19 protein-coding genes, 3 tRNA genes and 3 rRNA genes are annotated in these 26,280 nt (G+C 64.3%); 11 read left to right on the top strand and 14 right to left on the bottom strand.

The features are described 5' to 3' along the window. The 9 genes from QT386_RS20315 to QT386_RS20275 all read right to left on the bottom strand — a co-directional run bounded on the left by QT386_RS20315 (position 1) and on the right by QT386_RS20275 (position 11,077). On the bottom strand, positions 1-1,659 hold the full coding sequence (locus QT386_RS20315) for a serine hydrolase (protein WP_289275575.1): 1,659 nt from the start codon (positions 1,657-1,659) through the stop codon (positions 1-3). Positions 1,660-1,775: 116 nt separating this feature from the next. Continuing rightward, positions 1,776-2,639, bottom strand: a complete 864-nt coding sequence (locus QT386_RS20310; protein WP_289275574.1) for a serine hydrolase — start codon at positions 2,637-2,639, stop codon at positions 1,776-1,778. Between the two features lie 7 nt (positions 2,640-2,646). Next, positions 2,647-4,284, bottom strand: coding sequence for a serine hydrolase (locus QT386_RS20305; protein WP_289275573.1), 1,638 nt, complete (start codon positions 4,282-4,284; stop codon positions 2,647-2,649). Between the two features lie 21 nt (positions 4,285-4,305). Continuing rightward, a complete protein-coding gene (locus QT386_RS20300; RefSeq protein WP_289275572.1) occupies positions 4,306-4,788 on the bottom strand; it encodes an asparaginase domain-containing protein in 483 nt (160 codons plus the stop codon). Between the two features lie 11 nt (positions 4,789-4,799). Continuing rightward, positions 4,800-5,786, bottom strand: coding sequence for a dipeptide epimerase (locus QT386_RS20295; protein WP_289275571.1), 987 nt, complete (start codon positions 5,784-5,786; stop codon positions 4,800-4,802). Positions 5,787-5,794: 8 nt separating this feature from the next. Then, positions 5,795-6,865 (bottom strand): DUF1611 domain-containing protein, encoded by a 1,071-nt coding sequence (locus tag QT386_RS20290; RefSeq protein ID WP_289275570.1) that lies wholly within the window; start codon positions 6,863-6,865, stop codon positions 5,795-5,797. Positions 6,866-6,975: 110 nt separating this feature from the next. After that, positions 6,976-8,187, bottom strand: a complete 1,212-nt coding sequence (locus QT386_RS20285; protein WP_289275569.1) for a threonine ammonia-lyase — start codon at positions 8,185-8,187, stop codon at positions 6,976-6,978. Positions 8,188-8,223: 36 nt separating this feature from the next. Further along, positions 8,224-9,681 carry a M81 family metallopeptidase gene (locus tag QT386_RS23545; RefSeq protein WP_289275568.1) on the bottom strand — a complete coding sequence of 486 codons (1,458 nt, stop codon included), beginning with the start codon at positions 9,679-9,681 and terminating at the stop codon, positions 8,224-8,226. A 4-nt stretch (positions 9,682-9,685) separates the two neighbouring features. Continuing rightward, complete coding sequence (locus QT386_RS20275; RefSeq protein ID WP_289275567.1) at positions 9,686-11,077, bottom strand: MFS transporter; 1,392 nt, start codon at positions 11,075-11,077, stop codon at positions 9,686-9,688. 193 nt (positions 11,078-11,270) lie between these two features. Between QT386_RS20275 and QT386_RS20270 the strand changes: the two genes are divergently transcribed. The 4 genes from QT386_RS20270 to QT386_RS20255 all read left to right on the top strand — a co-directional run bounded on the left by QT386_RS20270 (position 11,271) and on the right by QT386_RS20255 (position 14,888). Further along, positions 11,271-12,416, top strand: a complete 1,146-nt coding sequence (locus QT386_RS20270) for an FAD-binding oxidoreductase (RefSeq protein WP_289275566.1) — start codon at positions 11,271-11,273, stop codon at positions 12,414-12,416. A gap of 100 nt (positions 12,417-12,516) precedes the next feature. Beyond that, positions 12,517-13,995 carry a M17 family metallopeptidase gene (locus tag QT386_RS20265; RefSeq protein ID WP_289275565.1) on the top strand — a complete coding sequence of 493 codons (1,479 nt, stop codon included), beginning with the start codon at positions 12,517-12,519 and terminating at the stop codon, positions 13,993-13,995. Positions 13,996-14,232: 237 nt separating this feature from the next. Further along, the gene (locus QT386_RS20260; RefSeq protein ID WP_289275564.1) at positions 14,233-14,580 is read left to right on the top strand and encodes a hypothetical protein; all 348 of its coding nucleotides are present in this window, start codon (positions 14,233-14,235) and stop codon (positions 14,578-14,580) included. A 152-nt stretch (positions 14,581-14,732) separates the two neighbouring features. Further along, the gene (locus tag QT386_RS20255) at positions 14,733-14,888 is read left to right on the top strand and encodes a hypothetical protein (RefSeq protein ID WP_289275563.1); all 156 of its coding nucleotides are present in this window, start codon (positions 14,733-14,735) and stop codon (positions 14,886-14,888) included. Positions 14,889-14,898: 10 nt separating this feature from the next. On the opposite strand, the gene QT386_RS20250 is transcribed toward QT386_RS20255, so the two are convergent. Beyond that, the gene (locus QT386_RS20250; RefSeq protein ID WP_289275562.1) at positions 14,899-15,357 is read right to left on the bottom strand and encodes an alpha/beta fold hydrolase; all 459 of its coding nucleotides are present in this window, start codon (positions 15,355-15,357) and stop codon (positions 14,899-14,901) included. 826 nt (positions 15,358-16,183) lie between these two features. Here QT386_RS20250 and QT386_RS20245 point away from each other — a divergent pair. The 7 genes from QT386_RS20245 (at position 16,184) to QT386_RS20220 (ending at position 23,698) form a co-directional block, all read left to right on the top strand. Next, positions 16,184-17,713, top strand: a 16S ribosomal RNA gene (locus QT386_RS20245). A gap of 94 nt (positions 17,714-17,807) precedes the next feature. Then, positions 17,808-17,884, top strand: a tRNA-Ile gene (locus tag QT386_RS20240). 30 nt (positions 17,885-17,914) lie between these two features. Continuing rightward, positions 17,915-17,990: transfer RNA gene (locus QT386_RS20235), tRNA-Ala, on the top strand. A gap of 237 nt (positions 17,991-18,227) precedes the next feature. After that, positions 18,228-21,079, top strand: a 23S ribosomal RNA gene (locus QT386_RS20230). Positions 21,080-21,199: 120 nt separating this feature from the next. Continuing rightward, positions 21,200-21,314, top strand: a 5S ribosomal RNA gene (gene rrf / locus QT386_RS20225). Together the 16S, 23S and 5S rRNA genes with 2 tRNA genes alongside form the textbook arrangement of a ribosomal RNA operon. 29 nt (positions 21,315-21,343) lie before the next feature. Next, entirely contained in the window at positions 21,344-21,772 is a 429-nt protein-coding gene (locus QT386_RS23540) for a DNA-binding protein (RefSeq protein WP_367401472.1), read from the top strand. Between the two features lie 117 nt (positions 21,773-21,889). Beyond that, positions 21,890-23,698, top strand: coding sequence for a hypothetical protein (locus QT386_RS20220; RefSeq protein WP_289275561.1), 1,809 nt, complete (start codon positions 21,890-21,892; stop codon positions 23,696-23,698). Between the two features lie 138 nt (positions 23,699-23,836). On the opposite strand, the gene QT386_RS20215 is transcribed toward QT386_RS20220, so the two are convergent. From QT386_RS20215 to plsY, 4 genes are all read right to left on the bottom strand, one after another. Then, positions 23,837-23,911: transfer RNA gene (locus QT386_RS20215), tRNA-Thr, on the bottom strand. Positions 23,912-23,954: 43 nt separating this feature from the next. Further along, a complete protein-coding gene (locus QT386_RS20210) occupies positions 23,955-24,674 on the bottom strand; it encodes a type III pantothenate kinase (RefSeq protein WP_289275560.1) in 720 nt (239 codons plus the stop codon). Then, on the bottom strand, positions 24,671-25,630 hold the full coding sequence (gene birA / locus QT386_RS20205; RefSeq protein ID WP_289275559.1) for a bifunctional biotin--[acetyl-CoA-carboxylase] ligase/biotin operon repressor BirA: 960 nt from the start codon (positions 25,628-25,630) through the stop codon (positions 24,671-24,673). The genes QT386_RS20210 and birA overlap by 4 nt, the downstream gene beginning before the upstream one ends. Continuing rightward, positions 25,615-26,268 (bottom strand): glycerol-3-phosphate 1-O-acyltransferase PlsY, encoded by a 654-nt coding sequence (gene plsY / locus QT386_RS20200; protein WP_289275558.1) that lies wholly within the window; start codon positions 26,266-26,268, stop codon positions 25,615-25,617. The genes birA and plsY overlap by 16 nt, the downstream gene beginning before the upstream one ends. Positions 26,269-26,280 lie beyond the last annotated feature (12 nt).

Raw genomic sequence — 26,280 nt, 5'->3', positions numbered from 1 at the left:
TCAGCAGCGCTCGAAGCGCAGATCCCGCACGCGATCGGCGTCCATGACGAAGCCGACGACCTGGCCGTCGCGGCGCTCCAGCGCCAGTACGGCGACGTTCGGCAGCGGCAGCGGTGGCACGGTATGGAAGGCGCCGCAGGCGACCAGGTTCTCGGCCAGCGGCTGCAGTTCCCACAGCGCCTTGCCGCAGATCGGCTGGTAGTCGATGTAGAGCTTGCCGTCCCGCAGGACCACCTCGATCTCCGGGCCGTAGTCCACGCTGCGATAGCGGCCGCAGAAGCCGTCGGCGAACTCCGCGGCGGCAGGGCCCTGCGCAGGCAGGCGCTCGAAGCGGCGGGTTTCGCCGGCCAGGCGGAAGTCGTGCGAGGCCGGGGTTTCGCCGGCCGCGGGAGGCAGCAGGTCGATCGGGCTGGTCGGCGAGTTGGCGATTGCCAGGCGGCCGTCGCGCTCGAGCAGCAGGCCCACGGCGCTGCCATGGGAGGAGAGCATCATGCCTTCCGGCTGGCCCGGCAGCACCGGGATGCGGCTGATCTCGAGCAGCGTGCGCGCTGCGGCGGAGTACCAGCGGCCCGGCAGTCCCGGATGATCGTCGGCCGCGGGCGGCTGGCGCGGCGGCGGCAACTGCCCGGCGAGCACCAGTTCCATGATCTTCTGCGCCATCACCGGCGCGGCGCCGTCCATGCGGTTGCTCATCACGATGATGTCGAGATCGTGCGAGGGGACCATGTACATCTGGCACTGGGAGCCCAGCGTGGCGCCGGCGTGATGGATGGTCTCGATGCCGCGGAAGTCCTGGCGCGTCAGGCCCAGGCAGTAGGTGCCCTCGGTGCCGTTGGCCAGGCGGAAGGGCTGTAGCAGCTTCCGCCACAGGGACGTGCTGCCGATGCGCTTCTGCGGTGCACGCAGGTGCTCGGTCCAGGTCAGCATGTCGTCGACCGTGGAGATCATGCCGCCAGAGCCCAGCAACTCGTCGGTGGGGTAGATGCCGCGGCGCCAGCTGCCATTGGCCTGCGGCAGGTGCAGCGTGGCCATGTTGGGCACGATGTCCATGTCGCTGGGCAGCAGGCGGGTGTCCACCATGCCCAGCGGCGCGCAGATGCGATCGACCAGGAAGTCGGCATAGGACTGACCGCTGATGCGCTCGATAACCAGCGACAGCAGCGTGTAGCCGGTGTTGCAGTAGATCATGTTGGTGCCGGGCTCGAAGTTGCTGCCATCGAAGCGCTGCAGCAGCTGCAAGGTGCCGCCGATCGGGGTATGACCCCAGTAGCCATGGTTGTGCAGGATCACGCCGTAGAGGGGATCGCGGACACCGCCGGTGTGATGCATCAGCTGGCGCAGCGTCGGCTTGCCGCTGGCCTTGCCAGCCAGCTCCGGCAGGTAGTCGCCCAGCGGCTTGTCGGTATCGAGCTTGCCTTCCTCTTCCAGCAGCAGGATGCCGACGCAGGCGAAATGCTTGCTGGTGGAGCCGATACGCATGCGCGTCTGCGGCGTGTTGGCGGCCGCATGCTCGATGCTGGCCAGCCCCACGCCACGGCGATACAGCAGCTTGCCCTGGTGACGGACGCCGACGACGAAGCCGGGGGTGTCACTGCGATTCCAGGGCTTGAACAGCTCGTCGAGTTGCTGAATGAGGGTGGCGGCGGTCTTGTCGGTCATGGTCTTCTGCAGGTTTATCGTCCACCTGATCGTCTCCGATCGGGGACAGGGGGGCTATCTGCAGAAATACTGGGTGCGCCCGGAATCCGCCGCGGACGAATGTGGTGGCCTTGTCGTCAGCTGCGCAGCAAGTCGATGGCCAAGCGTGCAGCGTGGCCGATCACACGGTCCTGCCCGGGGTGCTTGACGCGCACGTCGTGGCTGCGGGTGAATACGGATACGGCGTAGTGACGGCCATCCGGATAGCTGACCACGCCGGCCTCGTTACGAACCGTAACCAGTGTGCCGGTCTTGCCGGCGGTGCGGATGTCGTCCTCGGGGAACCCAGAGGCGAGGCGGTGCGGCCAGACCTGGGCACCGAGGATGCGACGCATCAGCGCGCAGCCGTCGGCCGAGGCCACTTCGTCGCGCCAGATGGCCGCCAGCAGGCGCGAGGTCTCGCGCGGCGTGCTGCGGTTGGTCTGCAGCGGCTGCAGCGCGCGCAGGCGGCCCAGCAGTTCCAGGTCGGGCTTTGCCGGGAAATCGGCGTGACTGCGCCCGCCGGCGTCCTCGACCATCTGCGCGAACAGGAAGCGGCAGTCGCCTTCGAGTTGCGTGCCGGGCAGGCCCAGGGCCCGCATGGAGGCGTTGATGCGATCGATGCCCAGGCGGGTGCAGATCACGTCGGTGGCGGCGTTGTCGCTGACCACGATCATCGACAGCGCCAGATCGCGCCAGCTTAGCGTCGCTGCATCCAGGCCCACCGACAGGCCGGTGGGGCCCGGCGCGCGGTCCTGCAGCGGAACGTGTACCGGCTCGCAGAGCGAGAGTTGCCCGGCGTCGGCCTGGCGGCATAGCTCCACCAGCGCGGGGATCTTCAACACGGAGGCGGCGACCACCGGCTCGTCGGCCTGCCAGGCGATCTCAAGGCCGCTGGCAAGGTCCAGCGCATGCAGCCAGCCATCGACGGCGGCGGAACGGAACAGGGTTTCGAAGTTCATGTTGGGATCAGGCGGAGCGCAGCAGGTGGAGATTGCGGGTACGGGCCGTGCTCAGCCACAGGCCCGTGACGCGGCCGTTCTCGCGCTCGAGCGCCAGGCTGCCCACGACGGGATAGTTGGCGAAGGCATTGGATTCGTGCACGAAGCCGCAGACGTCCAGCGAGTAGGGGGTCAGATGAAGGCGGCTATGACCCGTGGCCGGCAGCAGGTCGATATGCAGGCCGCCGTCGATCAGCACCACCTCCGCCTCCAGGCACAGTTCGGCATCCCGGTAACGGCCGAGCAGTTCGGCGGCCAGCACCTCGGCGGCGGGGCCGTTGTCCGGCAGGCGCTGCCAGGTTTCGGCATGTCCGTTATCGTGGCCCTGCAGGAACTGCGGGCGCTCCTCGGACGGCAGGGTGACGGTGACGCGGCCGTGCGGCGAACAGTTCAGGATCCATTGCCCATCGCGTTCCAGTAGCGCTCCCATGTTCTGTGACTGGATGCTCATGGCCAGGACCTTGTCCGGGTTGCCCGGCAGGGCGGTCTCGAGCAGGCCGATCAGGCGGTGCGAGCCGGGGGCATACCAGCGGCCGAGCAGGCCCGGCCGCGGCGCGGGCGTGGCGAAAGGCTCCATCGCTGCCCCCAGCAGCGCCTCGACGATCTGATTGGCCAGTGCGGGAGCGGAGGCATCGTTGCGGTTGCACAGCACGATGACGTCGAGCTCATGCGCCGGCACGGCCAGCATCTGACTGTTGCCGCCGATGACGCCGCCAGCATGATGGACGATCTCGATGCCGCGCCATTGCTCGCGGATCAGCCCCAGGCAGTAGTCGCCCTCGGCACCGCTGCTGTACCGGGGCTTGCGCAGCATCTGGTCCCAGACCGTGCTACCGCCGATGGCCGTGGCTGGATTGCGCAGCCGTGCGAGCCAGTTGAGCATGTCGTCGACCGTTGAGACCATGCCGCCTTCGCCCAGCAGCTCCTCGCTGGGAAACAGGCCGCGGCGCCAGCCGTCGCCGTCCTTCAAATGCAGGTCGGCCAGGCGCGGCAGCAGCCGGTGGTCGCTGGTCAGCAGCTCGGTGTCGTGCATGCCCGCAGGAGCCAGGATGCGCTCGCGCAGGAAATCGCCGAGGGCCTGGCCGCTGATGCGCTCGATGACGCGTGACAGCAGGTGGTAGCCCTGGTTGCAGTAGATCATCCGCTCGCCACGCGGGAAGTTGAGGCTCGCGACACGGTTGGCGAGCTGCAGCAGGTGTCCCGGAGCCGGGTAGTGATTCCAGGTCTTGTTGAGGAAGGGCAGCAGCAGGTCGTTGGGATCGCGCAGGCCGCTGGTGTGGAGCATGCACTCGCGCAGGCTCGGCTCGCCGCTGATGCTATCGAGTTCCGGCAAGTACTGGCGCAGCGGTGCGTCGATGTCCAGGCGGCCTTCCTGTGCCAGCAGCAGAGCTGCCAGGCAGGTGAAGTGCTTGGTGGTGGAGCCGATGCGCATGCGCGTCTGCGGCGTGTTGGCCTGCCCCTGCTGGATGCTGGCCAGGCCGAAGCCACGGCGATAGACGGTGCGGCCGCGATGGGCCACGCCGACGATGAAGCCCGGTGCGTCGCTGTTGTTCCAGGGCTTGAGCAGTGCGTCCAGCTTCTGCGGGTGGTCGGCAGGCAGGTCCATGGAGTCGCGCGAGGTGAAGATCTAGAGGCTCTCGAAGCGGCCGGCTTCGCGGTTCTTGCGGACGTGGGCGGGGTCGAAGACCTGGCCGTTCATGGCCAGGTACACACCGGGCGGTGAACTGAGGGCGACGCCGAGCGCGAAGCCGATGTTGAAGACGGCGTCGGTCTCGTGGAATCGTGCGGGCTGCATGGCGCCGGTGAAGACCACGGTCTTGCCTCCGCAGTCGCCGAGCGCCAGCGCGGTCTGCGCCATGGTGTCGGTGCCGTGGGTGATGAGGATGCGCGTGCAGGACTCGGCCTGGACGGCCTCGCGCACGCGGGCACGGTCGGCATCGTCCATCTGCAGGCTGTCCTTGCGCATCAGCGGGCGGATCTCGACGTCGGCGACGCCGGCACCCTGCAGCACGCGGCCGATCTGCGGCTCGCCGATCTCGTACTGGCTGGCGGCATCGAAGTAGACCTTGTCGATGGTGCCGCCCGTGGTGAAGACCTTGAGTATCGGCACGCCGTGATTCCTCAGATGCCCCAGCAGAAGCCGCTGGCGGGCAGGTTGACCTGGCCGGTATCGTAGACGAAGCCGCCGAGGCGGTCGTTGCGCAGCAGCAGTGGGCCGTCGATGTCGACGTAATCGCAGAGCTGCGCCAGGACCTGGGCCGGCGCCATCGCCAGCGAGGTGCCGCCCATGCAGCCGACCATCAGCCCCAGGCCGCGCTCGCGGGCGGCGCGGGCCAGCAGCAGGCCCTCGGTCAGTCCGCCGCACTTGTCGAGCTTGATGTTGATCATCTGGTAGCGGCGCGCGGCCTGCTCCAGTTCGCCGAGGTGCTGGCAGGATTCGTCGGCGGCCAGCGGCAGCGGCGCCTGGTAACCCTCCAGGACCTCGTCACTGCCGCGGCGCAGCGGCTGCTCGATGAAGATCACGCCCAGGCGCTTCATGTCATCGGCAACCTCGCGCAACTGCTCGAAGCTCCACCCCTGGTTGGCGTCCACCACCAGGCGGGCGTCCGGCCGGCGGCGGCGGATCGCCTCGACGCGCTCCACCGGGCGGTCGCCGTCCAGCTTGATCTTCAGCAGCGGGTGGGTCACCCGGGCGGCCTTCTCGCCCATGGCTTCCGGCTCGGTCTCGATGCCGATGGTGTAGACCGTCTCCACGCTGCGCGGCGCGACACCGGCCAGCGTCCAGGCAGACTGGCCGCCGAGGCGGGCCTCGAGGTCCCACAGCGCGGCGTCCAGCGTGTTGCGGGCGGCGCCGGGTGGCAGCACCGAGCGCAGGGCCTCGCGGGTCGCGCCGGCTTCGATCGCGGCACGCGCGGATTCGATCTGCGCCAGGATCGACTCTGTGGTTTCCCCGAGGTAGTGGATCGCCATGCCTTCACCCCGGCCGCTGCGGGTGCCTTCGCCGATGTCGGCGACGAAGGTCTGGAATTCGGTCACCGTACGGCCGGTTATGGTGAAGGGCGCGGCGGCGGCCCAGGTTTCGGTGTGGATGCAGAGCTTGCGGGTCATGTCGGTATTCAGAGGGAGAGCAGGCGCTGGACGACCGCATCGAGCGGGCTCTTCAGCGGATCGAAGCAGGGCAGGCCCAGTTCACGCTCGGTGTCGGCCAGCAGCCTGGCGCGCTCGCTTTCATTTAGCATCGAGGTGTTGAAGGCGACGCCGACGACGCGGGCCTTCGGGTTGGTGAGGCGCGCGGCGCGTTCATATTCCTCGATGGCGGTCTTCAGCGTCGGCGTGGGAAAGTCCGGGTAGCCCCAGATGTGGGTACGGCCCGGCTCGTGGCACAGCACCATCGCGTCGGGCTGCGAGCCATGCACCAGGCCCAAGGTTACCCCGGCATAGGCGGGATGGAACAGCGAGCCCTGGCCTTCGACCACGTCCCAGTGATCGGCGGCGGCGTCCGGCGTCAGGCATTCGGCGGCGCCGGCGGTGAAGTCGGAGATGACGGCGTCCAGCGGGATGCCGGTGCCGGCGATCATGATGCCGGTCTGGCCGGTGGCGCGGAAATCGGCGGCCACGCCCTGGGCGCGTAGCGCGCGGGCCAGGGCCAGGGCGGTGTACTTCTTGCCCAGGGCGCAATCGGTGCCGACGGTGAGCAGGCGCTTGCCGCTGCGCTTGCGGCCGGAACCCACCGGCAGGCCGGCGGGCGGACGGCGCACGTCGATCAGGCGCACGCCGCGGGCTATGGCGGCGTCGGCCAGGCCCGGTATGTCGCCGAGCTTGGCGTGAAGGCCGCTGATGATGTCCAGGCCGGCCTCGACGGCGGCGAACAGGGTGGGCAGCCAGCTGTCGCTGAACTGGCCGCCGATCGGTGCGATGCCGATCAGCAGCGAGCCGATGCCTTTTTGCGCGGCTTCGGCTGGGCTCAGTTCGGGCAGGCCCAGGTCCACGGCGCAATCCGGCAGGCGCAGCTGCGCGGCGCAGGCCTCCGGCGCCCAGTCGTATACGCCCAGCGCGGTCTTGGCGCGCGAGGAGTGGCTGGCGTCGCCCAGGAATAGCAGGTAGGGCTGGCGCAGGCTGATGGTGGTGGCCAATGCGGTGGGAGCGGCGGCTGCGGCCGGATCAAGCGTGGATTTGGGCGTGCCCATGGCGATTCCTGGGTGAGGCGATGAAGACGACAGTAAAGCAGCGGCCCCCCCGGCGGGGGATTCGTAGAAACACTGGAAATGCCCGGGTGCCGCAGGTGCAGCGAGAACCGCTAGCGGATCAGCCGGGCGCGGAAGCCCGCGGCCACCAGGTCACGCACGATGCGGGCGGCGTGCAGCTCGTCCTGGGCCTCGAGCTGGACCTCCAGCGAGGCGCTCTTGGCGTGGACGCCTCCGTGCAGGCGGTCGTGCTCGACCTGCACGATGTTGCCGCCGGATTCGCCGATGCAGCCGGCCACCCGGGACAGGAAGCCGGGACGGTCCTCCACCTCGATCGACAGGGCGATCAGGCGGGATTCCTGAACCAGTTGGCGCATCAGCACCGAGGCGAGCAGGCGCGTGTCGATATTGCCGCCGCTGAGGACGATGCCGACGTTGCGGCCGGTGAAATCGGCACCGTGGCCGAGCAGGGCGGCCAGCCCGGCCGCGCCGGCGCCTTCGACGATCACCTTCTCGATGCTGGCCAGCAGCGCGATGGCGCGCTCGATGCCGGGCTCGTCCACGATCAGCAGCGAGGGCTGCAAGGCGCGCAGGATTTCCAGCGGCAGGCTGCCGATCGTGCGGACCGCAATGCCCTCGGCGATGGTCTGGCCGCCGCTGACCATGGCGGGGTCGTTGCTCAACGCGGCCTGCGCGCAGGGATAGCGCTCCGACTCGACGCCGACGACGCGCACGCCGGGCCGGCCCTGCGCCGCCACGGCGACGCCACCGATCAGGCCGCCGCCCCCCACCGGGACCACCAGGGTATCCAGGCCGGGTTCGGCTTCCAGCATTTCCAGCGCCAGGGTGCCCTGGCCGGCGATGACCTGGGGATCGTCATAGGGGTGTACCCGAGTCATGCCTTGGCGGCCGACGTACTCCTCCTCCATGTGGCTCGCCGCTTCGGCCAGGGAGTCACCCCGGAGGATCACCTCGGCACCGAGCTTCTGCGTGTTGCGCACCTTGACGAAAGGAGTGCCGAGCGGCATCACGATCAGGCTGCGGATGCCCAGCCGCGTGGCGTGGTAGGCCACACCCTGCGCATGGTTGCCGGCCGACATCGCGACCACGCCGGCCTGGCGCTGGGCGGAATCCAGCGACAGCAGCTTGTTGAGGGCGCCGCGCTCCTTGAAGCTGGCGGTGAACTGGAAGTTCTCGAACTTCAGCCATACGTTGGCCTGCGTCATCTCCGACAGCACGCGCGAGCGGGTCAGGGGCGTGGGATTGATCTGCCCGCGGAGACGCTCGCGGGCGGCCACGACGCTATCGAAACTGACGGGGAGCATGGCGTCTCCTGAGGCGGCGGGCCCGGCCGACGGATTCTAGCTCCGCGGGTCTTCCACGCGGGGCCAGAAATGGTTGTCGCGCTTGGTGTAGCTCATCTCGGCGAAGTTCTGCGAGACCGACCCGGGAGCGCCGACGTAGAGCACCTGCTTGGCGATCGGCGCGAAGGCGGCGTGGAAGTGCTGCGAGGATTTCAGCACGATGGCCTTGCGGCCCGTCAGCAAGATGCCCAGGTTCTCGAACACCTCGAGCGACATCGGCTGGGAGCGCAGCGTGCACAGGGCGATATCCATCCCCTGGTCGGTCTGCACCCATACCCCGGTGCCGAGTGGCCAGCGGAATCCAAGACCGCTCTGGGAATGGTTCTCGACGATCGCCTTGATGGTCACCGGCAGATCGACCGGGGTTCCGGAGAGGGGGCCGCATTTCCCGCCGATGCGCAGCTTGAGGCGGGCACCCACGCCGGCACTCTGGCAGATGATGACGGCACCCGGGTCCCAGATCGCACCGATCACCGCGTCATGCACGCCGGCATCCAGCAGCCCCTGCAGGATGAAAGTGCTGTCACTCATGGCACCGCCGCCTGGGTTGTCGGCGACGTCGGCCAGAATCACCGGACCTTCCGGCGCCTGCCGAGCCACCTCGACTGCGGCCTTGATCGACAGCGGCGGTTGCCAGGTGTCGTGACGCATCGCCCAGAACTCCTCGCCTAGCTGGTCCGCCAGCGCCTGGGCCTTGGCTCGGTCGCCGTCGGCCACCACCCAGAGCTTGGCGCCAGTGTCCGGCGTGTCGCCCCAGGGGAAGCCATGGCCCAGCGAGATCGACAGGATGCCGTCCTTGCCTTCCAGCGCCGCCATGCGATCGACGAAGGAGCGCATCGGCTCCTTGGTGGTGTGCCACAGGCCGATCATGCGCAGGTCGTGCACGGCGGTGACCGGCTTGATCTTGCCCTCGGCTTGGCGTGTGATGAGGGCATAGAGCTCCTCGAGCCGCAGCATCGTGTCGGTGTGAGGGTATTCCTTGTAGGCGATGATGATGTCGGACTGCGTCAGCATCATCTCGCTGACGTGGCAGTGCAGGTCCAGTTCCACGCCGATGGGCACGCCGGGGCCGACGACCTCACGGACCCGCTGGATGGTGTCACCTTCGCAGTCGTCGTAGCCGTCGGCCACCATGGCGCCGTGCATGAACAGCACCACGGCCTGCACCGGCAATGCCGCTTTCAGGTCTTCCACGATCCAGTCGCGGTACTGCTCGTAGGCGGAGCGCGCGGTGATACCCGAGGGCTGGGCGTGTGCGGTGAGGCTCTCAACCACCGTGTGTCCGTCGGCCGCGGCCATCTGCTTGAGCAGGACGTGGGCGGCGCCGAAGCCGGTCGGGTTGCGCAGGCTGGCGTCGCCACGGTACAGGCCGTTGTTCTCGAAGTCGATACCGGCGGTGGGCATCACGCCGGAGGTATTGGTTTCGGTAGCGAGGAAGGCGCTGAAAATCTTCACGTGATCAATCCTGGGGCAGAGCGGTTGTGTTCTTGCGGGCGGCGGCGAGCCGGCGCGATTGGGCGCTGATCGGCACGAACCACAGCAGCAGGGCGGTGACGACGAAGCCGGCGGCCGGTGTCCAGGCCACCACGAGCTTCAGCGCGGATACGGCCTGGGGGGTCAGGTCGGCGCCGGACTTGGAGGCGTCGAAGCCCATCCATCCCAGGAAGATCAGTCCGCCGCCAGCCGACAGTGCGCCCACGGTCTTGATGATCTGTGCCCAGAAGGACATGTAGAGGCCGGCGCGATCCACGCCGTAGTGCTCCTTGCCGTAGTCGATGATGTCGCCCAGGATCACCGGTGCCGCGACCAGGGTGGACATGACCAAGAGCAGCAGCAGGCCATGCACCAGCGCGAAGCCGACCACATTCGGCTGTGGCGGGAAGAACCCGATGGTGGCATAGGTCAGTCCGCCCAGCCCGATACCCACGGCCCAGGTGCGCTGCAGCGGATAGCGCCGTACCAGCCAGCCCCACAGCGGCAGGCCCAGCACGCTGATCGGCAGCGCGGAGGCCATGACGTAATTCACCGCGGTGCCCAGGCCCAGGTAGTTGGTCATGTACAGCAGGGTGACGCCCTGCGACATGCCGGTCATGAAGCTGGCGATGGAGAAGACGATGATCAGGCGGATCAGCGGGACATTGCCCAGCACCGAGCCCAGCAGCAGGCGCCAGCTTTCGGGCGGCGGCTTGTGGCCGCGCGCGGCGCGAGACTGGCCGTCGGGCACTCGCCACAGTGCGAAGAAGTTCAGCGGCGGCAGCAGCAGTACCACGACTACGGCAGTCAAGCCCAGCATCTCCAGGTTGAGCTCACCGGTCTTCAGCAGGCCCAGGGAGTTGCCCACTGGCGCCACGGAATAGAACAGCACGGTGCCGATCAGGGTGGCCAGCGCGATCGAGACGGTGATCCGCGTTCGCTCCGCCGGCTCCGGCGAGAATTCCAGTGACCAGGCGCGGTAGGGAATCTCGCAAAGCGACCAGCCGATGTTTGCCAGCAGGAACCAGCCGGCATAGTAGGTGATGCTGACATCGGCTGGCGGCCGGAACAGGAACCACAGGGCAATGGCGGTGACGATGGTGCCGGCACCCATCCACCATTTGCGGCTGATGCCATGCTCGGCACTGCGGTCGGAGAAGTAGCCGATCAGGAAGTCGCTGAGCACGTCGATGAGGCGCACGGACAGCACCGCGCCGCCAAGCGCTATCAGCGCCAGCCCGGATTCCTTGGCATAGATGCCCTGCAGAAGCGATTGCCCGGGCGCCTGCATGAAGCCCTGGAGGATACCCGGCAGGGCAAAGGCGAACAGCAATCCGCGCGCGATCGGCGGTGTCGCGACAGCAGGGGAATGGCGCAAGCGAGGTCCTCCGGACTCTGGGCTTGCTCACAGTGTCAGGTCGGGACTCTCGGGTGGTCCATAGGTAATAGTACGGGCTGATCAGGGTTTGCGGCCCTGGGCCGACCGGCGCGGCGTTTTTACCGACCCCGGTCAGGAGCGACCGGTAGAACCACGGATATGTGCGCTCCCGGACCGGCCCTAGCATCTCGTCATGTCTGAACATGCCCATTCCTTCGACGTCATCGTCATCGGTGCCGGTATTGCCGGTGCCGGCATCGCGGCCGAGATCGGCGCCGGCTCGCGCGTCGTCCTGCTGGAGCAGGAGGCGCAGCCCGGCTACCACACCACCGGACGCTCGGCCGCGGTCTTCGCGGAGAGCTACGGCGGCCCGCTGGTGCGCATCCTGTCGCGCGGCAGCCGGCCGTTCTTCGATCAGCCTCCGGCGGGGTTCACCGACACGCCGTTGCTGCTGCCGCGCGGGTTCCTGTTCATCGCCCGCGAGGACCAGCACGAGGCCCTGGAAGACCTGGCGGATGCACCCGACCTTCGGGGTGGCAGCCTGCGCCTGACGCCGGACCAGGCCTGCGAGCGCCTGCCGGTGCTGCGCCGCGAATATCTCACCGCGGCGCTGCTGGATCATGGCGCCAGCGATATCGAGGTTCACGCGCTGCACCAGGGTTATCTCGCGCAACTGCGCCGAAATGGCGGGCGCTTGCGCTGCCAGTCGGGGGTCGCGCGCATCGAGCGCAGCGGCCAGGGCTGGCGCGTTCACAGCCAAGCCGGGGTATTCGAGGCGCCGCTGCTGGTGAACGCTGCGGGGGCCTGGGCCGACCAGGTCGGAGCCCTGGCTGGCGTCGCAGGCATTGGTCTGCAACCGCTGCGCCGCACCGCCGCGCTGGTGGACGTGCCGGGGCATGCCGGACAGGAGCACTGGCCGCTGACGATCGACATCGACGAGGAGTTCTACTTCAAGCCCGATGCCGGCCGCCTGTTGCTGTCGCGTGGCGACGAGACGCCGAGCGAGCCCTGCGACGCGCAGCCTGACGAGTTGGACCTGGCGGTGGCGGTGGACAACATCGAGCGTGCCACCACGCTGGACATCCGCCGCATGCACAGTCGCTGGGCCGGGCTGCGCAGCTTCGTCGCCGACCGCTCGCCGGTCGCTGGCTTTGCGCCCGATGCACCCGGCTTCTTCTGGCTGGCCGGGCAGGGCGGCTATGGCATCCAGACCGCGCCGGCGCTATCGCGCTTCGCGGCTGCCTGCCTGCTGGGCCGCGATGTTCCGGCAGAACTGGCGGATTTAGGCCTGGAGGCAGCGGCGCTGTCTCCCGCCAGATTGCAGCCCGCCGGCCACTGAGCCACGCCGACCGAACCGGTGGAACTACCGATGACGCTGGTTCATACCCGCGAACATCCTGCATCACCGGAAAACATCATTGACTCCCGAGACCCCCGACATGTCGAAGATCCTGAGTGACGCCAAGCCCGGGCCGCTGGCGCCGCGAACCAAGAAAGCTCCTGCGGTGGAAGTGATCCTGGTCGGCAGCGCGCTCGCGCCGCTGCACGCCGACGTCGAATTGCCCAGGCTGCCGGCAAGCTTCCGCGGTATTCCGGGCGATGTTGCCGACCTGAACCTGGGCTCGCGTCGCATCATCGCTGTCGGCTGCGGAAACGCGGCCGACCATGAGCGGGAAGAGCGCTTCTGGGAGGCGGCCGGCGCGGCGGCCGTGGATGCGTTGCGAACGCTGCGCATCGACAACGCGGTGCTGGTCGCCGAGCCACTGCCCCTGGCTCTCGATGCGCAGAGTGCCACCAACCAGCTGGCGCTGGGTGCGACGGTGGCGTCCTATCGCTGCACGGCGTTTCGCTCGCAGCAGCCCAGGGGACACTTCGAGGTCAAGGCCCTGCAGTTGCCGGCCTCCCGTTGGAAGGGCACGGAGCGTGCTCGTCAGCTCGGCGATGCGGTGAATTGGGCTCGGGCCCTGGTCGACGCGCCGCCCAACCTGATGACGCCGCAAGGCTTTGCCGATGCGGCCAAGGAGTTGGTGGCTTCAGGCGTGCGCGTGCAGATACTCGACCAGAAGGCGCTGGAGAAGCTGGGCGCCAACGGCCTGCTGGCCGTGGGCCGCAGCAGCGACAACCCGCCCTGCATGCTGGTTTGCGAGTGGAATGGGCGGCGCGCGAAGCAGATCGACCTGGGCCTGGTGGGCAAGGGCCTGACCTTCGACGGCGGCGGCCTCAACCTGAAAAGCACCGCGCACATCGCCAACATGAAGCTCGACATGGCGGGGGCCGCTGCGGTGGCGGGCGCCATGCGCGTGCTGGCCCAGCGCAAGGCGCCGATCAACGTCGTCGCCGTGATTCCGCTGTGCGAGAACATCATCGACGGCAGGGCCTATCGACCGGGTGACGTCATCACCTCGCTGTCCGGCCTCACCATCGAGGTCGACAACACCGATGCCGAGGGGCGCATCGTCCTGGCCGACGCCATCAGCTATCTGATCCGCGAGTACCAGCCGAAGAAACTGGTCGACCTGGCCACGCTCACCGGTGCCATTCTCACGGCCCTTATCGAGGAGTACGCCGGCCTGTTCACGGCGGACGACGCATTGGCGGCCGAGTTGCAGGCAGCGAGCGAAGCTTGCGGTGAGGGGCTGTGGCGCATGCCGCTGACGAAGCGGCAGGATTACCTCGTCGATTCCGATATCGCGGATGTGCGCAATACCGGCAAGCCGGGCCTGCGCGGCGCGGGCACCTCGTCCGCGATCGCCGGCGCCAAGTTCCTGGAGCGCTTCGCCATGGGCACGCCCTGGGCACACTTGGACATGGCCGGTGTCGCCATGGTGAGCCGGCCGATCATTGGTATACCCAGGGGGACGACGGGCTATGGCGTGCGCCTGATCGACGCCCTGGCGGAGCGGCTGGAATCGAATTGAAGGAATTGCGGGCGCAGGCCCGGATCTGCACCGGGGGGGAGCTGCCTCGACGGCGCCGGGATCATGCAATGAGGGCCGATACCTCGCGCCGCAGCCGGCTCACCCTTTGTGCTCCGATCACGCCCGCTTGGCGTGGCGAGATCCTGGGCACTGGTTTGACCTCCGGTGTGTACCGGGAAAAGGGCGCCTAGACTGCAAGCGGCGCCGCTTGAGATCCAAGTGCCGCGAGGAGAAAGCATGACAAGCCAGGAACCGCGGCAGGCCGCGTTGGAACGTGAGGCCGCAGCGGCCAAGGGACCCTATGGAGACGCGCCGACCGGGATCGGGAATCCCGATCGCCTGCGATTCCTGCTGACCGGCGATACGGATCCTCAGCTGCCCGCACGCGTGCTGGCCCTGCTGACCGTGAGGGCCGAGCTGCCGCTGCAGTTCAGCTTCACCCGCCGGGACAGCGACGACAGCGTCGAACTGCGCTTTGATCTCCTGGCCAATGAAGTGGCGTTGCCCGAACTGCTGCTGGATCGCCTGCTGAAGCTGCCTACTGTGCGCGATGCGCGCCTGCTCCAGCCAGCCTGGGAGCCCTGAGTTTCGCGATGGTTTCGCCCATGCACACCGGACGGGTCATGCGATGAACGCCAGCATCTTTGCGGCCACCTCGGCAGCCGCGGCTGGTTGGTGACCCGGCTGACGTGGTTGTAGGGCAGGGTGATCCAGCGGCTGGCGTCGTTCTGGCCTGCATGACGCTGGTGCAGTTCCAAGGCGGCAAGCCTGAAGCTTTCTTCCTTTGCTTCATCGACCAAAATCTTCTGCAGCCGGCTCCGGTGTTCTGGCGGCGGCGCGGCGCTAATGGCCAGCCGGGGGGCACTGCCTGGCCGATCCAGATGCGGCAATGAGCTGGCGGATTTACTGCAGCAGGCATATTTCCGCGATCGAGCCCTGCAGGGATCGCAGCATCTGCCGGGGTGTGCTCTTCAGCCGGGTAACGATATCCGGCGGCGGTTCGCGGCTCAGCAGCGACATCAGCGGATTGTCGATGCTCAACAGCGTGCAGAGCTCGAGGAATCGCGCGAGCACGGGGATATTCCAGAGCGAGCTGTCGATCAGTTCGTGGTCGAACTCCGGCGTCGGGTCGATCTGTACGATCAACTTGACCAGGGCAGGCGCCTGGGCCGCATGCAACGCCCCGATCAGTCCGCCGTACGATTGCCCCACCCGTACCGCTGTGGGCGCGGCGGTCTGCCCAAGGAGTACGTGGGCCACGGCGATCATCGTTGCCAGTGGCAGCAGCACCACGCAGATCACGGCGGCGACGCCCAGCGAACGGATGTCCAGCTCAGTACTGTCCGAATAGCTCAGCTTCACCGCGAACCACACGCCGACGGTGGAGACAATGTTAGCGGCGATTATCCAGCTGATGCGTGTGCCGCGACGGGCGTAGCTGCGATCTGACAGGTAGCCGATCAGCGCTTAGGTGATGGCATCCAGGATCTTGCCGACCAGCATGGCCAACGCCAGCGCACCCAGCCTCGGTCCGCGCTGGGACTCCAGGCGATGGAGGTCTTGGGGCTCACGCCGCGTCCCTCCGAGTCGGTATCGACGCTGGCGGGCAACCCCCGGTCTGCGACGAATAGAAGGGCGCCGGCGCGGCCTACCGTGCCGCCAGTCTGCTTGGCCAACGCGGCAAGCGGTGTGGCCGGTAGGAATAGCGAGAAGCGCAGGAACGAAGGCATGGTCCATTCAAGCGGGCAACCACGCCATCGTGCTCTTCATGTTTGGATGGGGTGGGGAGAGAGCCGTGGAGGGCGTCAGCAGCCGCTGCGATGCTCAAAAAGCGCCGCCATCGGCGCAGAGGCGGGGCAATCAGGCCCAGGCGCTGATAATAAAAAACATTCAAAAACAGTGGCTTGAGATTTTCCTGAAAAAATCCCGTTGCAGGAGCCTCAAATTCGCATATTATTCGCGCCCCGCTGACGGCAACGACGGAAACGACGAAGCCGCTAAAGCACTGATCTTTAAGAACAAATTAGCAAGTAATTTGTGTGGGTGCTCCCGGTGCGTGGCAGAAGCCATAGCAACACAACCGAGAGTATCAACGTAAAGCCAAACGTAAGTTGAGCATAGAGTTGATGACTCTTACGGCACTGAAGATCCTGCACAAGGATTGAGGTGTCATCCAGTTATACATATTTAATTGGAGAGTTTGATCCTGGCTCAGATTGAACGCTGGCGGCATGCCTAACACATGCAAGTCGAACGAGGTGTAGCAATACATCTAGTGGCGGACGGGTGAGGAACACGTAGGAATTTGCCTTAGAGCGGGGGATAGCCCAGGGAAACTTGGAGTAATACCGCATGATGTCGAAAGACCAAAGCAGGGGACCGCAAGGCCTTGCACTCTGAGAGAAGCCTACGTCTGATTAGCTTGTTGGTGAGGTAATGGCTCACCAAGGCGACGATCAGTAACTGGTCTGAGAGGACGATCAGTCACACTGGAACTGAGACACGGTCCAGACTCCTACGGGAGGCAGCAGTGGGGAATATTGGACAATGGGCGCAAGCCTGATCCAGCAATGCCGCGTGTGTGAAGAAGGCCTTCGGGTTGTAAAGCACTTTAAGCAGGGAAGAAAAAACTCGGGTTAATACCTTGAGTCTTGACGGTACCTGAAGAATAAGCACCGGCTAACTCTGTGCCAGCAGCCGCGGTAATACAGAGGGTGCAAGCGTTAATCGGATTTACTGGGCGTAAAGGGTGTGTAGGTGGTTTGACAAGTCGGTTGTGAAATCCCCGGGCTCAACCTGGGAACTGCTTCCGAGACTGTTTGACTAGAGTACGGTAGAGGGCGGTGGAATTTCCGGTGTAGCGGTGAAATGCGTAGATATCGGAAGGAACACCAATGGCGAAGGCAGCCGCCTGGGCCTGTACTGACACTGAAACACGAAAGCGTGGGGATCAAACAGGATTAGATACCCTGGTAGTCCACGCCGTAAACGATGGACACTTGACGTCGGCATGCTCTGCGTGTCGGTGTCGTAGCTAACGCGATAAGTGTCCCGCCTGGGGAGTACGGCCGCAAGGTTGAAACTCAAAGGAATTGACGGGGGCCCGCACAAGCGGTGGAGTATGTGGTTTAATTCGATGCAACGCGAAGAACCTTACCTGGCCTTGACATGCTAGGAATCCTGCAGAGATGTGGGAGTGCCCGCAAGGGAACCTAGACACAGGTGCTGCATGGCTGTCGTCAGCTCGTGTCGTGAGATGTTGGGTTAAGTCCCGCAACGAGCGCAACCCTTGCCCTTAGTTGCCACCATTCAGTTGAGCACTCTAAGGGGACCGCCGGTGACAAACCGGAGGAAGGTGGGGATGACGTCAAGTCATCATGGCCCTTATGGCCAGGGCTACACACGTACTACAATGGTGTATACAGAGGGTCGCCAACTCGCAAGAGGGAGCTAATCCCAGAAAGTACATCGTAGTCCGGATTGAGGTCTGCAACTCGACCTCATGAAGTCGGAATCGCTAGTAATCGCCGATCAGCATTTGCGGCGGTGAATACGTTCCCGGGCCTTGTACACACCGCCCGTCACACCATGGGAGTTGGCTGCACCAGAAGTAGATAGTCTAACCGCAAGGGGGACGTCTACCACGGTGTGGTCAATGACTGGGGTGAAGTCGTAACAAGGTAGCCGTAGGGGAACCTGCGGCTGGATCACCTCCTTTACAGAACGCTTCTTAAGCGCTCTGGGAGCATCCACACAAGTTACTTGCTAAGACAGTCGGAATCGCCGCCTGGCGATTCAGCCGCACCTGACCTGGGTCTGTAGCTCAGCTGGTTAGAGCACACGCTTGATAAGCGTGGGGTCGCTGGTTCAATTCCAGCCAGACCCACCATCTTTTCAGACCCAAGGCGCGACGATCACCGGGGCCATAGCTCAGCTGGGAGAGCATCTGCTTTGCAAGCAGAGGGTCGTCGGTTCGATCCCGACTGGCTCCACCATTCCGATTCATGAAAGCGTCTTAGAAGAAGATGTTTTCATGAGTCTGCGAAAGTGGGTTCAACTGTTCTTTAACAATTAGGTTTGTAGTCAAAAACTGTAGACATTTTGTATCTGTTTACATCCTGTAAAAAGGAAGTAATCAGACTCAATGCCGAAGGTGCTTGACGGCGAAATGTAAGTTATAGATTGATTTAATCTGTAGCCGAAGATATTCGAGAGAATGTTTGAGGTTATATGGTCAAGCGATCAAGCGCATCTGGTGGATGCCTTGGCGACAACAGGCGATGAAGGACGTAGTAGCTTGCGATAAGCCGCGGGGAGCTAGCAAACAAGCTTTGATCCGCGGATTTCCGAATGGGGCAACCCACGGCTTCGGCCGTATCTGCAACTGAATACATAGGTTGTGGAGGCAAACTCAGGGAACTGAAACATCTAAGTACCTGAAGGAAAAGAAATCAACCGAGATTCCCCTAGTAGTGGCGAGCGAACGGGGAGCAGCCCTTAAGCATTTCGAAAGTTAGCAGAACGGTTTGGAAAGGCCGGCCATAGCGGGTGATAGCCCCGTATGCGAAAACTCAGAAATGTGAAATCGAGTAAGGCGAGGCACGTGAAACCTTGTCTGAATATGGGGGGACCATCCTCCAAGGCTAAATACTCGTTGTCGACCGATAGTGAACCAGTACCGTGAGGGAAAGGCGAAAAGAACCCCGGAGAGGGGAGTGAAATAGAACCTGAAACCGGATGCGTACAAGCAGTCAGAGCTCGCAAGAGTGATGGCGTACCTTTTGTATAATGGGTCAGCGACTTACTTCTCAGTAGCGAGGCTAACCGTATAGGGGAGCCGTAGGGAAACCGAGTCTGAATAGGGCGATTAGTTGCTGGGAGTAGACCCGAAACCCGTCGATCTATCCATGTGCAGGGTGAAGAGTGGGTAAAACCACTTGGAGGCCCGAACCCACGCCTGTTGAAAAAGTCGGGGATGACATGTGGATAGGAGTGAAAGGCTAATCAAGGCGGGTGATAGCTGGTTCTCCTCGAAAGCTATTTAGGTAGCGCCTCGTGTATCACTGTAGGGGGTAGAGCACTGTTACGGTTTGGGGGGAGCACAAGTTCCTACCCAGCTGTTGCAAACTCCGAATACCTACAAGTGCAATCACGGGAGACACACGGTGGGAGCTAAATTTCATCGTGAAAAGGGAAACAGCCCTGACCGCCAGCTAAGGTCCCAAAGTTATCGCTAAGTGGTGAACGATGTGGGAAGGCACAGACAGCCAGGATGTTGGCTTAGAAGCAGCCATCATTTAAAGAAAGCGTAATAGCTCACTGGTCGAGTCGGCCCGCGCGGAAGATGTAACGGGGCTCAAGCGATACACCGAAGCTGCGGATGCATAGCAATATGCGTGGTAGAGGAGCGTTCTGTAAGCCTGTGAAGGTGAATCGTAAGGTTTGCTGGAGGTATCAGAAGTGCGAATGCTGACATGAGTAACGACAATACAGGTGAAAAACCTGTTCGCCGTAAGCCCAAGGGTTCCAGCGCAACGGTAATCGGCGCTGGGTGAGTCGGATCCTAAGGCGAGGCCGAGAGGCGTAGTCGATGGAAAGCTGGTTAATATTCCAGCACTTGCTGTTACTGCGATGGGGTGACGGAGAAGGTTAGGCAATCCACCTGTTGGATGGTGGTTTAAGCGTTTAGGCGTGCTCTTTAGGCAAATCCGGAGAGCTGAGCTGAGGCGTGATGACGAGGTCCTACTGGACTGAAGTTGCTGATACCCCGCTTCCAAGAAAAGCCTCTAAGCTTCAGGTAACAGGAATCCGTACCCCAAACCGACACAGGTGGGCGAGGAGAGTATCCTAAGGCGTTTGAGACAACTCGGATGAAGGAACTCGGCAAATTAGTGCCGTAACTTCGGGAGAAGGCACGCCCGCGCAAGCGGGTCGCAGTGAAGAGGGAGCTGAGACTGTTTATCAAAAACACAGGACTCTGCAAACACGAAAGTGGACGTATAGGGTCTGACACCTGCCCGGTGCTGGAAGGTTAAGTGATGGGGTCAGCGCAAGCGAAGCTCTTGATCGAAGCCCCAGTAAACGGCGGCCGTAACTATAACGGTCCTAAGGTAGCGAAATTCCTTGTCGGGTAAGTTCCGACCTGCACGAATGGTGTAACGATGGCTCCACTGTCTCCATCCGAGGCTCAGTGAAATTGAAATCGCCGTGACGATGCGGTGTTCCCGCGGCAAGACGGAAAGACCCCGTGAACCTTTACTATATCTTTACACTGGAGTTTGAGTTTGTTTGTGTAGCATAGGTGGGAGCCTTTGAAACTCTGGCGCTAGCTGGAGTGGAGGCACCGGTGAAATACCACCCTGATAAACTCGAATTTCTAACCTCGCTCCGTTATCCGGAGTAGGGACACTGTATGGTGGGTAGTTTGACTGGGGCGGTCTCCTCCCAAAGAGTAACGGAGGAGTGCGAAGGTTAGCTCAGCGCGGTCGGAAATCGCGCTCTTGAGTGCATAGGCATAAGCTAGCTTGACTGCGAGACAAACAAGTCGAGCAGGTACGAAAGTAGGTCTAAGTGATCCGGTGGTTCTGTATGGAAGGGCCATCGCTCAACGGATAAAAGGTACTCCGGGGATAACAGGCTGATACTGCCCAAGAGTCCATATCGACGGCAGTGTTTGGCACCTCGATGTCGGCTCATCTCATCCTGGGGCTGTAGTCGGTCCCAAGGGTCCGGCTGTTCGCCGGTTAAAGAGGTACGCGAGCTGGGTTCAGAACGTCGTGAGACAGTTCGGTCCCTATCTGCCGTGGGCGTTTGAGATTTGAGGAGAGTTCACCTTAGTACGAGAGGACCGGGTGGAACGTACCTCTGGTGTTCCAGTTGTCACGCCAGTGGCATCGCTGGGTAGCTATGTACGGACGGGATAACCGCTGAAAGCATCTAAGCGGGAAGCCCACTCCAAGATGAGATCTCACGCAGCTTAAGCTGCCTGTAGAGCCCATGTAGACTACGTGGTTGATAGGTGCGGTGTGTAAGTGCAGTAATGCATTGAGCTAACGCATACTAATTGCTCGTGCGGCTTGGCCATATAACGCTCAAGCATTTTTGACGTCAATGTATCTGAAGGCATTGAGAACAAGCGTCACAGCTTTGACTACAAACCCAATTCGATGAAGCAGTCCGCAAGACTGCTTTGTCAGCCAGTTTGCCTGGCGGCCATAGCGTGTTGGAACCACCCGTTCCCATCCCGAACACGGAAGTGAAACGACACAGCGCCGATGATAGTGTGGCAATAGCCATGTGAGAGTAGGACACTGCCAGGCTCTTAAAGAAGTGGAAAACCCCCGTAGCCATGCTACGGGGGTTTTTTCTTGCCCGCAGCCCATCGGCGCCGGCCTTCCAAAACAGATGCGCGTCACTTCATGAAGGCGACAAAGGCTGTAGCCTCGACGCTGGCGCGGTAATCTGTATCTGTACTTTTCGCGTACACAAAATAAATAGAAGCAAAGGGCGGGGCGGTGACCTCGGGAGACTTGAAATGGGCGTGACCCTCGCAGACGTTACACGTGCAGCCGACCAGATCATCGCTGAGGGTGAGCGGCCCACGCTCGACAGCGTCCGGCGCATCCTGGGCGCCGGCTCGCCGGGAACGGTGAACACACTATGCGCAGTGCACAGGAGACATCCCTGGGCGCGGTGCTCTCGTAGGCGCTACGGGCCCTGGAGACCCTGGAAGAAGTGCCTGTCCACCCTGGAATCGTCGGAAGGGGCTGTTCACTGACCGGCGGCTGGAAAAGCTCGCCCATGCTTGGAGCGATGCGGCGCAAGCGGATTTCCCCGGAAATCCGCCGAGGGACCTCCTGCCTGCGACGACACAGCCACAGAACATCGACACAACATGAAAAAGAACCTGCTCGCACTCGTGCTGGCCTCGGCCTTTGCCGCCGGCTGCGCCACAACGGATTCCTCCCCTGGCACGGCCACTTCTCCTGAAGCCCTTGCCGCCGCCGAGGCTGCCTTTCGCCAGATCGACTGGGGCTTTCTGCAAACATACATCGGCCGCCAGTACAGCAACGACGATGGTGATCTGCTGCGCGTGACGACCGCGCCGGCCCAGGGCGCGCTCCATCTCAGTCTCTATTCGGTCAATGACCTTCGGGACTCGGACCGTATCGGACTTGTCGTGCGTCCGACGCCCAGCCCGGACATCTTTCATCTGCGGATCGAAAAATCCGGTTTGTTCAGCGACGATCAGGCGACCGTGCGCTTCGACGACCAGGGACGCATGCAGGTATTGAGCGGCTCGCTCAACGATCTGCAACTGACGCTGGCCGACGACAAGGCCCACTTCTCCTATCGTGCATCCGCCAGTGCGTTCCGCATGACCCCCAAGCCGCTGCGGCGCAGCCTTTACACGCTGAACGACGGTAGCGTCCTGCCTGTGAGTCTTGACCCGGATTCTCCCTACCAGCGACTGCGCGCCGCTGGGCCATTCGGCACCTGGGAGCAAGTCGTGGGCCAGACCTTCGTGGGGCAAACCATTCTGCTGAAAATGGAGAAGGACGAGGCAGGCCAGCTCGCCTTCGTCTTCATGCAACTCGAAGAAACACGCCCTGGCCGTGATGTTTTCAGCCCTCCCTCAGGAGCGGATCCAGGGGCTATTGGTGTGGTGAGTTTGCCGAATCACCCCGCCGGCTCGTTCTCTACGCGTCAACTCATGCGGAATGCCGACGATCGTATCGTCCACCACTACGACACCCAGGGGGGCACGAGTCGGCAGCACTACATCAATGAAGGCAACGCCATACGCCTGATCAGCTGGGATCAGAGAGGCGACTCGGACACCGCGCGGAACAACCTCTATCTTCCCGTGACCCGCGAACGCCTGGCAGCCGCAATGGAAAATCGCGAGCGCAAAAAAATTGAAGGCGAGCGCAATCGCCTGTACGAGGAACGCGAAGCTGCCGAACGCACCCAGCGCTCGCAAGCGACGACGGATGCTATCTTGCGCGGACTGGCCAGCGGCTTTAACCAGGCCAACCAGAACAACACGCGCATGGAGCAGCAGTCGCTCGACTTCGAGCGCAATCTGAATCAGAAGCTGCAACAAATAGAACAACAGAAGCAGCAGCGCGAACGAGAAGCCAGCGTGCGCGCGGATCGGATCATGGCGGCGAACACCGCCGCCGCGCAGGCCCGGACGGCAACGCCGTCGGCGCCGTCCGGCATCCAGGGCGCGCAGCGCAAGCAAGAGGAGTTGCGCCGGCAAGAAGAACAGCGCCGGGACGAGGAAATCCGTGCCGCCGAGCAGGCCCGGCTAGCCCGGGAGCAGCAGCGCGCGGAGGAGATCCGCAAGAAGGAGGAACTCGCCCGCCAGGAAAAGGAGCGTCAGGCCCAGGCGCTCCAGGACCATCTCTCCGCCGAGCGGCGCGCCATCCGCCTTCAGGCCATGAAGTGTCCGGCCAAGGGGGGATTGCCCTCGGTCATTGGCATCCGGCCCAAGGTGCTGCCGAAAGTAGCCAACTGCATTACCGTGCATTTCGAAGCACGTTGTCCTGCCGAGCGACCGGGGACGGGGATGACCGGCTCCATCTGGGCCTACAACGGCTGGGGTAACTGCACCGAGAGCGGAGATCTGCCACGCCAGTTCGCTTGCGACGTGAAGGACGCGGTTGTCGAGGTCACGAACGTGACGACCTGCCAATAGTCAAGATCGCCGCCTTGCGCTTACGGCGCGAGGCGGGTCCAGATAACCGACACGAGCAGATCACAGAAGAAAAAGCCCCCGGCAACGAGGGCTGAGGACTTCGCCGAAGAACTGAGGATGTCCTCCCTGGGGATTGGTTGGTGCCGAGTGAGGGATTTGAACCCCCGACCAACGGTTTACAAAACCGCTGCACTACCGCTGTGCTAACCCGGCGAGGGGAGGCAGTTTAGGCAGTCCGCGGGTCTCCCGCAAACGTTTAGGCGCAGAGACGCGCCCAGGCCAGCAGGCCTTCTAGCACCAGTTGGGGCCGTGCGGTCCAATCCGGCAGCCAGGGCTGCAGCAGGGGGGCGTCACCGCCGCTCAACACCTGGCGCGGCGCGGGATGGCGGCGGGCGACATGCTCCAGGGCGCTCAGGCAGGCCAGGAAGGCACCCTGGCTCACGCAGGCCTCGGTGTCCTGGCCCAGGCCATCGTAATACTGCGCGCCGAGTTCGCCGGTGCCGAAGCGCGTGGCGCCCAGCACGGCCTGCAGATGCGTGGAGAGACCGGCAGCGATGAAACCGCCCAGATGCTGTCCGTTGGCGTCCACGGCGTCATAGGTCAGCGCGGTGCCGGCGCCGCTGACGCCGAAGGCTTCGCGGGTTTCGCTCCACAGCGCCAGCATCATCAGCCAGCGATCCACGCCTAGCCGCTGCGGCTGGGCATAGGCCAGCTTCAGGCCGCCGTACTCACCCTGCGTGCGTGCAAAGGCCGGAGCCATGCCGTAGCGGGTTCGCAGCGCGGATTCGATCTGCTGCTCGTGCGCCGCGCCGGTGACATTGGCCACGGCGATGCGGGAGGGCTTTTCGTCGGGCAACTGGGACAGCGCGGCGGCCGGGGCGCCGTCATGCGCGATCGCGGTGATGCTCTCGATGCCGGAGTCGCCCGACATCGCGGCCTTGATACGGCTGTTGCCGATGTCGAGCAGCAGGATCATGCGAGACGCAGGCTGATCTCGCCGGAGTGCAGCGTCTGGTACTGGCCGAGAGCCTCGACCACCAGTGCGCCCTGCGCATCCACGCCGCGGCCGATGCCTTCGTATTCGCGCTCACCCTGCAGCACGCGCACCGGGCGGCCCTGTGCGAGATCCAGCGCGGCCCACTCGGCGGCGAAGGCCTCGAAGCCCTGCGCCTCGAAGCGGGCGATGCCTTCGGCCAGGCGTTGCAGCAGCGCCGCGGCCAGCAGGTTGCGCGAGGGCGGGGTGGGCGTGAGCTCGGCCAGCGGAATCCAGGGCTGCTCGATGCCCTCGGCCTGCTGCGTGCTCATGGAGACGTTGATGCCGATGCCGATGATCACGCGGCAGCCGCTGCCGGCTTCGCCGCGATGCTCGATCAGGATGCCGCCGAGCTTGCGGCCGCGGGCGTAGAGATCGTTGGGCCACTTCAGGCCGATGTCCGCGGCGCCCTGGGCCTTCAAGGCCTGCGCGCAGATCACGCCCACCACCAGCGGCAGCGCGCTCAGCGTGCGCGGCCAGTGGGGGAAGGACCAGGCCAGCGAGAGATACAGGTTGGCGGCAAACGGCGAGCGCCATTCGCGCCCGCGGCGGCCACGCCCGGCGGTCTGGTACTCGGCCAGCAGCACCTGCGGATCTCGCGCCGGATCGCTCTCGAGCAGGCGCGTGTTGGTGGAATCGGTCGCGGTGAGGATCTCGAAGGGCAGCGGTGCGGCGATGCGTTCCGGCAGCAAACGCTCCAGAGGCTGCGGCAGGCGGTAGCCCAGGCCCTGCCGCGCTTCCACGTCCAGGCCCCAGTCACGCAGCTTTTCGATGCGCTTGGCCAGCGCGGCGCGGGAGATGCCGTCCACGGCGGCGAGGTCTTCGCCGGAATGCCATTGCCCGTCGGCGAGTGCGTCGACGAGCTTGAGACGCTCGGCTTCGATCAGCGGTTGAGCCATCGGTGCAGGAGCCTCGCCTTCTCGAAACGGTTTTCCTGGCCGCGCGCCAGGTTGATCAGGTTGCGGCGGTGCTTCCACACCACCAGCAGCGCCATCGCCGCGGTGAACGCGCCGGCGGCGGAGAACAATCCACGAGCATCGACGCAGGCGATGTAGAACAGCGCCAGCACCGCGGCGCTGACCGAGGCCAGCGCGACATAGCCGGTCAGGATCGTGACCACGATGAAGCCGCCCAGCAGCCAGGGCAGTGCCATGGGCAGCACCGTGGCGAAGACGCCGGCCAGCGTCGCCACGCCCTTGCCGCCCTGGAAGCGGTACCACGCCGGGTAGCAGTGTCCCAGTGCCACACCCACGCCGCAGGCATAGGCCTGCCAGTCGGTGGGCCAGGGCTGTGCCTCCACCAGCGGCCCGGGCAGCTTGGGAATCAGCAGCACCGCCAGCACGCCCTTGAGCACGTCGATCAGCAGCACGGCCAGCGCAAAGGCCTTGCCCTGCGTGCGCAGCGCATTGGTGGCCCCGACGTTGCCGCTGCCGTGCTGGCGCAGGTCCACGCCGCCGCGCAGGCGGCCGACGATCTGCCCACCCATGACGGTGCCGACGAGGTAGGCGATCAGGAACTTGGCGAGTGCTTCGATCATGCTCGTGGTTCG

It is taken from the genome of Solimonas sp. SE-A11 (assembly GCF_030345715.1).
GTDB lineage: Bacteria > Pseudomonadota > Gammaproteobacteria > Nevskiales > Nevskiaceae > Solimonas_A.
The sequence above is the reverse complement of the archived record's forward strand: the minus strand, read 5'-3'. Positions and strand labels throughout refer to the sequence as shown.